This window comes from Bartonella queenslandensis AUST/NH15 (assembly GCF_000312585.1).
GTDB lineage: Bacteria > Pseudomonadota > Alphaproteobacteria > Rhizobiales > Rhizobiaceae > Bartonella > Bartonella queenslandensis_A.
In genome coordinates, this window is record NZ_HE998010.1 from 57,790 (window position 1) to 66,673 (window position 8,884).

4 protein-coding genes are annotated in these 8,884 nt (G+C 37.9%); 1 reads left to right on the top strand and 3 read right to left on the bottom strand.

What is annotated here, in order from left to right:
* Nucleotides 1-1,454: 1,454 nt before the first annotated feature.
* Nucleotides 1,455-3,863: an autotransporter outer membrane beta-barrel domain-containing protein gene (locus BN338_RS07425; RefSeq protein ID WP_244427631.1), complete on the bottom strand. Its 2,409-nt coding sequence runs from the start codon at nucleotides 3,861-3,863 to the stop codon at nucleotides 1,455-1,457.
* Nucleotides 3,864-3,876: 13 nt separating this feature from the next.
* Here BN338_RS07425 and BN338_RS13215 point away from each other — a divergent pair, with 13 nt between their 5' ends.
* Entirely contained in the window at nucleotides 3,877-4,203 is a 327-nt protein-coding gene (locus BN338_RS13215; protein WP_244427632.1) for a hypothetical protein, read from the top strand.
* Between the two features lie 205 nt (nucleotides 4,204-4,408).
* Here BN338_RS13215 and BN338_RS07430 read toward each other — a convergent pair whose 3' ends face one another.
* Together BN338_RS07430 and BN338_RS07435 are read right to left on the bottom strand one after the other, a co-directional pair.
* A complete protein-coding gene (locus tag BN338_RS07430; RefSeq protein ID WP_039760594.1) occupies nucleotides 4,409-6,415 on the bottom strand; it encodes an autotransporter outer membrane beta-barrel domain-containing protein in 2,007 nt (668 codons plus the stop codon).
* A gap of 145 nt (nucleotides 6,416-6,560) precedes the next feature.
* A partial coding sequence (locus BN338_RS07435; protein ID WP_039760596.1) for an autotransporter outer membrane beta-barrel domain-containing protein occupies nucleotides 6,561-8,884 on the bottom strand: 2,324 nt, incomplete at its 5' end.

Genomic DNA, 8,884 nt, shown 5'->3' on the forward strand with positions numbered 1-8,884 from the left:
TTCCCGGAATTCTAGGCCTCTACAAGAGTGGGTTTATTTTTATATTAGGTTTTCAAGTCCCTATTGGTTGTTGCGTATGCGACCAAAAACATTCTTTAATGTGTAAAGTAATTTTAGGAGATTGGCAATAAAAACAGTTTTTTAAAACGGATAGACTTTTTAATGAGAAGCTGTTTGCTTTTCAAATTTTGAATATTTGCTTACTCAACTAAATTTACGTTTTCAGATTTGCTTTTCACAAAGGAAAAAACTTGCTTGTTAAGCTGGAGGCATCTTTACGGTGCTGTTCCTAATCAATAACCAAAATGACTTGTTTTGTCCTTTGTTATGCGGCTGAGACATCATTTTGTTATGTTATAGTCACTGTTATTGAAAGCAGTTTGGAAAGCTTATGAAGATTTTGAGTTTGCATTCTCCCCTCCGATTGCGAGCGCCCTCGCATGAGTATTCCGGGAGTAACAAGCACTGACCTCGAATCAGCTTTTTGCTTTTAGTGCAGAAAAGCACCTGGACATAGCAAAAATTCCCGGAATTCTAGGCCTCTACAAGAGTAGGTTTATTTTTATATTAGGTTTTCAAGTCCCTATTGGTTTTTGCGTAGACGACCAAAAACATTCTTTAATATGTAAAGTAATTTTAGGAGATTGGCAATAAAAACAGTTTTTTTTAACGGATAGACTTTTTAATGAGAAGCTTGTTTTGTTTTCAAGTTTTGAATATTCGCTTGTCAAAATTATGACATCAGATCTGTGTTGTGCAATGGGAGCAACAAGCTTTAGTTTTTTAAGTGAAAGAACCTCTTATGGTGTGGCTTTATGGTGCCCTTGACCAATACCCCAAAAGGCTTGTTTTGTTCTTTTGGTGTGGTTGGGACATCATGATGATAGGAAAAAGTTTTCATGAGGGAACGCGCTTCATACAAAACAAAATATTTAAAACAGAAGAGATTGATCGTTGCCAATTTATGTGCTTGTTTTAAAGAGAACTTTCTCAATGCTCATATTCATTTCATCATGGTGCTCCATGAATGTATAGGACACTTCGTGAAGTGTATAAAGGCTCTATAAGTGGTGCAAAAGAATGGTCAAAGGCTACTATTTTTTGCCTATGAAGAGAGCAAGCTGGTTATTATTATTCACTTTGCCAATTTTTAATGTTCCTTTTGTTGTTATGGTTCGTAAGAAGCATTTTTACGCTTTTCTTAAATAATTTTTATTAATACATCAACGCCTCTGCTTGTGATGTGCAAGCGAATAGTTCTGATTGCTTCAAGGTGCACAGATTGGAAATGAGAGAATGCATGGTATTCAGTTTTTTATTCAATATGAAAAAACCATTATAAGTTAGTTTTGATGGGATAATGTTTGTTGAGAATTTTTAAAATATAAATTTAAATAAAAAAGCAGCATATTGTGCTGCCCTTTTATTTTATTTACGTTAAAAGTGCTTTTGCTTTAAAAACGATACCGTATTCCGCCAGAAACATTGGTTCCTGATACACCGGCTTTTTGCAGTTTTTGTCGATAGCTAATATCACCATTCAGCACGATATTTTGAGAAAGATAGGCATTTACACCCATGCCTCCCTCAATTGAAGAGCCGGTAGGATCAAGATGAAAAGTATCAGCAATTTTTATTGTTTTACCGTCACCAAAAGTTCTGATAACATTCATTTTTCCATAGAAGGAAACAGCTTTGTTTTCTTCAGCAGCCATTATCGTTTTTGTTAAACGTCCACCAAAACGGATCAACCATTGATGTGGATTGCCCATGTCTACTTTTAAGCGATTGGCATCTGAAAAACTATCAAACATGAGATTTTGATAAATGAATTGCACTTGTGGTTCAAAGACCAACCCCTTTGTATCGGTTGCTAACTTTTGACCAAGGGTTGCGGATATATTAAGGATCTCAGTACCATCCAATTTTGCGGCATTCCCAACAAGAGCTGTGGTAATATTTCCTTTTAAGGCTCCGTAAGAAAGAAGAGCGTTGAGATATAGACCATTCCTATGCTGGATGCCGCTATAAGCGGTAAGTGACCATTTATCAAGCGTTGTCTTTTCAGAATCTTGCATTTCTTTTGGCGTAAAGGCAAGCTTTCCGTACGTTCCTAAAAGACCAAAATGTGTGCGTATGTCTTTGCTTTCTAAGGCGGCTAATACGACCCCCAATTGTAAAGCTCCATAGTTTACATCAGCATCATAACCATAGCGTAGTGGACCACGGTTGGAAGATAAAGTGACTTTCTCGCCATAGGAAGAGAAAAAAAGATTATTCTTTTTATTATCTTCTGCTCCAAATACTGTTGTCTGCATAGCATCTAGTAACGTATTTTGATTGTTTACATCAGCAAATCCAGCAGAAAATAAAGTATTCGGCAGCGTTAAATAGTTTGCTACCTGTGGTAAAAGCGCTCGAACTTTTTTATCGTTATCAATGTAGGCATTCTGTAAGCGGAAATCCCAGAAATCACTATTGTTTCCCAAAAGACTTTGGCTCTCATGAGATGTTCCAGGTTTATAGCCTTTAAGGACATATTTATAAGGTTTTCCACCTATTGTCATATAGTTTCCTGCTAACGTGAAGGAATTTTCGTTTGCTTGTCCGGAAACTTGAATGATTGAAACTCCATGTGTCCCTAAAGGAAGTGATGCCATATATTCTCCCCAAACAGCAGGGCTATCGGTTATTTTTTTATCTGTTTCTTGGAGATTGATGTGAACAACAGTACTTCCTAAGACATCACCATTAATCACAACACGATCGGTTTGCTGTTCCGTGATAGGAGAATGTTTGTCCCATTGCGTGTTAACATAAATCTCTGTAACACCTGTTGCACTATAAACTGCTGCTGTAGGAGCTGTTTCATTTTCTCGCGAAAGATTAGGTCCTATAAACAGGGTTTGGTAACGTCCCTCCACTGGTTTCTCAAACATAATGGCACTGTTTGTAAGGCGCAATACAGAAAGATTAGAGAGTGATTTTTCATCAAGACCAAACTGTCTATAGTCATCTAAAATATTATCGTCATCTGAGACACTATCATTATTTAAGGCATTTTTATTTGGCTTTAAGAGCCATTTCGTCTCTTCTTTTAGATCAAAAATTGTTCTATTATCTTTAGAAGTTTTTACTCGACCTTCTAAAGAAGAGTGATCCGCAACCAATGTAAGAGTGTTTGTGGATTCACTTTCGCTTTTGATATTTTCTAATAAAATATCGGCATGAATTTCTGAATTTTTAAGGTTGACGACACCGTTTGTGTTCGTTCCATAAAGGTTGATACCCACCCCATGGTTAACAAAAAGCTTCGTATTCTCTAGATTTACTTTACCAGCAATATCTTGTTCTTGAACGGCGTTGGCATTTCTTTCAGCATTGCCTGTATACCGTTTTCTAGAAGCATGATATGGATTATTGCGGAAAACAATACCATTCGTTTCATAGTTTCCTGTGACATGAACGCTTGAATCTTTGAGATTGATTGTACCCTCTATGTTGGCTAAACCAGTTGTTTCTGCTGTTACCATAATATCTTTGGCATCAATTTCTCCACCATTGGATACACTCAGTGCAATAAAACCAGCATCAACGGTTCCCCCGTTCATTTGGACTTTTGAGTTATTTCCCTCTGCATGGACAGCACTCCACCTGTCTTGAATTTTTTTGTTATGCAAAGTTACAGTCTTACCGTTCTGAGCCTCAACTCCAGCGCTTATATATTCGTTTTGTGCAGGCACTGATTTTTCAGATTTTGGCGCTATCTGTGATGTTAGTTTTCCAGCTTCTGCTCTTAAAGATATTGGGTGCGTGATCTCTGATTCATTAGACGCCGGTGTTTGTTCTGCTGTTGGTCTCATAAATTCCGATCTTTTGAGGTCAGAGTTTGCAGATGTTGATCGTAAAGTGGGTGAAGATTGTGTTGCTTCTGACTGTAAAGTTACAGCAGAATTCGGTGGTGTTTTTTCACTGGAAGACTTTGTAGACGAGGTGGGAGCTCCTGAACGTCTTCTCGATTTTACTGTTTCTGTTGTTGTAGATTGTGTAGTAAGAGTATCTTGTGTGGCTGTGAGGTTAGGTGCTGTAGGGGTAGTGGGCGCATTAGGTGTTGAAGGTGGATGGGACGGATACTGGCTTGTCTCAGCATTTAGTGGTGGAACTGGAGAAACAGTAGCTCGTGTTGGTGGAGTCACGCTATGAAGAGCATAAGACAAGCTGGTGGAAGAATAAAACAAAACTCCAGAAACGGTGTATAGTAAGAAACTTTTTTTCATATGGATGTATTCCTAAATATTTCCCCCTCTCATAAAATATAAAACTTTGACCTCATTATGTCTCTTTTGTAAGCGACAAAACGAAACATAATGAGGGCTCTTTATATTTCAAGATAGGAATACAAATATTTTTAAAAGTGATAGCGCATTCCAGCGGAAATATTTATTCCAGAGATGCCAACTTTTTTGAACTTATGTTGATAGCTGAGATCACTATGAAGTTTGATATTTTGCGATAAGTGTGCGTGAATACCAAAACCACCTTCAATTAAAGATCCCATAGCAGCAAGCTGAAAATTCTTACTGAAAGTTTTTATCAGATTCAGTTTGCCGTAGAAGGAAAGGGCATGGCCTTTGTTTTGCGTTAAACGCCCGCCAATACGGAGCAACCATTGATCAGGTCTGCTTATGTTTACTTTAGAGGTATCCTCATCTGAGGGAGAACTATCATTTGAAGAAGAGCTGTTATCTGAGGAAGAGCCAAGCATGAGATGTTGATAAACAAGTTGTGCTTGTGGTTCTAGGATGACACCTTCAAAACTGGTTGATAGCTTTTGACCAACAGTTGCAGCAGCCCCTAAAATTTTACTATTATCCATTTTTGGGGTATCTTTGATGAAATTGTTACCCATATTTTCTTTAAAAATTCCGTAAGAGAGAAATGCACTTGCATAGATGCCACTGTCATGCTGAATGTTTCCATATGCGGTGAGTGACCATTTATCAAACATCTTTTTATGAAAGCTTTCTGCATTTTTAGGAGCAAAAGATAATTTTCCATATGTTCCGAAAAAACCAAAATTGGTGCTGATATTCTGATCTTTTCGCGCTACTAATATTGCCCCTGCTTGCAATGCCGCATAGCGAATATCTGCATGAACGCTCTCCTGTTCTGTTTGAACATCTTCTTGTTTTACTTGAATGTTCTCTCGTTCTGTTTGAATGCGGGAGAAAAACGTGTTTTTATTGCCAAAAGTAGATAAGAAAATGCTTTTCTCCTGATAATTTTTGGGTTCAAACATTGTTATTTGCATATTATCTAACAAGATGCTTTGATTGTTGGCATCAGCAACCCCAACAGAAAACATTGCGATAGGCATGATTAGAGAGTTTTCTATTTGTGGTGTAAGCGTTTTTCTGTCTACTGCGTCATCGAGAAAAGAAGAAGTTTTGAGTGCTTTACCATCTTTAAGTTGAGGGTTGCTTTGAGGATCAGTGATAGCGGTATTATCAACCTTTGAGAGTAATTTCACATGCGCTTTTGCGGATGTGTTAGGAGACGTTTCGGATGTTGAGGAAGTGGTGTTCGTTTTAGGATCAATATCAGATTGCGAATTTCTATTTATTTTAGGCGGTATAATTCCATGCTCTGTTCTTAAGGATGAATTTTCCTTTGGAGGAGGGGATATTTCTCCTTTTCTCTCCACGTTTGTTATTTCATCGCTGTTCAAAGTACCTAGTACTGCTTTACGTAAAGTATCGGAAAGTTCCTTGTTTTGTCCTTGTAAGGCATTATCCACTTTTGCTGCTTTATGTAATATCTCTGCTGTATTTTGCAGTTTGTGCCAATCGTGATTGTCTTGTGTTATCCACTGTTGGTGCGCGGCATTAACACGTTGTTGGTTATCAGCTTCAAGTATTGCTGCCGCCTGCGCGGCATCGGAAATTGCTTTGTCGTAACCCCGTAATAAATTTGCTGTTTGTATCTGCCTCTCCTGTTGCATGCGATTTAGCTGGGCATTGGCCTGCATCATGTGTTGTATATTTTGCTCATATTGGATTGCCATGAGTTCGGCGCGTCTATTCTCTCTTGACTTCTGCAATTCATTTGAACTATTATCAACGATCCCTGCAAGATAAGGTTTTATCGTACGGTCTATTTCATCTAATATTTGATCCACTTGTGAACTATCTCTTAACATGGCGCCAGAGGCGATCTTCTCAAGATTTTTTTCTGCTTGTGTTGGTGTGTTTATTAAATCAATGGCATGGTGATATTGTTGAGGTAATTTGACAATTTCTTCAAGGGTACGGCGTGTTTCAGGGGGGAGGCTAGAGGCGATACTGGTAGAGGTGAAAGTAAAAGAAGAAGAAAACAAAGCACAAGCAGCTGTACATAACAAAAGATTTCTACGCATAGAAATATTCCCTAAGATACTTTATCTTTTTTGATAAAAAATGAACCACTCTCTGACACATCACAGTTTTTCGTAATGCACCAAAATAAGCAGCGCTGCTTACATTTCAGTGCTGCTTATATGTCAAAAGAGAAAGCTAAAATCGTTAAAAGCGATAACGCATTCCACCAGAAAAATTAATTCCAGAGAATCCAGCTTTTTGGAGTTTGTGTTGGTAATTAACATCAGCATGAAGCGCAATATTTTTGGAAAGTTGCGCGTTAACGCCAAGCCCACCTTCAAGAGAAGAGCCCATAGAATCGATATGGAAAGATTCAACGATATCAATCGTGTTTTTCTCACTAAAAGCTTTGATAATGTTCAATTTACCATAAAAAGAAAGAACATGATCTTTTTCAATAGGCAGCATTGTTTTTGTCAAACGCCCTCCAATACGAACCAACCATTGATGGGGGGTATTTATATTAACTTGGAAGCCATCGATATCTGAAAGCGTGCCAAATGCAATTTGTTGATAAATCAATTGCGCTTGTGGTTCAAGGGCCAATCCTTCAACGCCGGTCGCTAATTTTTGTCCAACGGTCGCTGATATATTTAATGTATCCGTATTTTTTAACTCTGTGGTGTTGCCAATAAGGGCTGTTGTAATATGTCCGTTAAAAATGCCGTAGGAGAAAAGTGTATTAAAATAGAGACCATTATCGTAGTGGAGATTACCATAGGCTGTCAATGACCACTTATCCAGTGTGCTTTTGTCAGAACCTTCCATATCCTTTGGTGTAAAAGCAAGCTTTCCATAGGTGCCTAAAAAACCAAAATTCGCAATAATATTTTGTTTTTCTAATGTTGCTAATGCAATGCCTGCTTGTAAAGCAGCATAGCGGACATCTGCACCATAACCATATTCCAATGGACTACGGTTAGAAGATAATGTAACCTTGTTGCCATAAGTCGATAAGAAGATCCCTTTCTTTTTATGACCTTCTAATCCGAAAACTGTTGAGTGCATATTATCTAATAGCGTATTTTGATTGCTTATATCTGCTAATCCTGTGGAGAAGAGTGCGTTATTCATAACCAAGTAGCTTGCCATTTGAGGAACAAGGGCTTTGATTTTTCCTTCTTCATCGAGAGTTGCACTTTGCAAGCGGAAATCCCAGAAATTTTCATTTTCTTCTAAAAGTGTTTGTATGTTATTTTCTTTTCTAAGGGATGGTGCATCGGTATTTTGTGCATCTTTTTCTTTTGATTCTTGTGATGTTCCGCTTAAATGACTTTGTGCACTATCGGCTTTTCCACGGCTGGATGTTGGTCCAAAACCATTGAGTATATATTTATAAGGTGAGCCCCCCATTGTGGTGTAGCCATGGGCAAGTTTGAAGGAATTTTCATTTGCTTGCCCAGATACTTGAATGAGTGAGAGCCCACGCATATTCAAAGAAATTGAATCTCCCATTTCTTCATTACCGAATGGCTCTGCATGTTTTGAAAGATTATTGAAATAGATCGCTGTGGTGCCTGAGACATCACCACGAACAAGAACACGGTCAGTTTTTTGTTGTTCTTTTGTAAGACCATTACTCCATTCAGTATTAAAGTAAATCCTTGCGTTGCCTGTTGCACTGTAAACCGCTGCTGTATCGGAGCTTCTGTTTTGCTCTGCTTTTTGTGGATGTCTTCCTACATTTAAGGTTTGGTAATGGTTTTCTACTAAATCATGCGGGGCATTAAATACAATAGAGCTGTTATTAAGATTTAGGATTGAAACAACAGATTGTGCTCGTTGCTTAATGTCAATGAGTTTGTATGAAGCAGATGAGCTGTATTCGTCTTCTACTTCAAATGGACTAATTTTTAAGTGCCATTTGCTACCATTGTTCAGAGTAAAAACCGTTGTATTTTCAGTAAAGGTTTTTACTTTTCCTTCCATAATTGAATTATCAGCAGTTAATATGAGGGTCTTAGGCTTAGTATCCTCCGGTACGCCTTTATTCTTCAACAACATATCAGCACGAATTTCTGAATTTGTAAGAAAAACCTCAGCAACAGATTTCGAGGAGTACGGTCCTGCAATACCAATACCATCTGTCATTAGAAGTTTTGTATTGGTGAGAATCGCCTTATTGACAACTTTTTCTCCCTCTTTTACGTAAGAATCCGAGATGTAGTTAAAACGGATACCATAATTTTTATGATGTCCTGCGACGGTTATGATTGAATTTTCAACATGGATTATCCCATTGGTAATTTCTAAACCATGCGTTCCTGCTTTCCCTAAAATTTCTTTAGCGTGAATGCGTCCACCTGTCGATGCAGAAAGCAAAACGCCACCGGAGCGCATTGTTGAGTTTTCAATGATAATAAAGGCTTTGTCATCAGCGACTACAGCACTATAGTTATCGCGGACAAAAACATTTTTAAAGACTTTTTCTTCTCTTGCCTTATCCGCACGAATAATGTTCATTATAG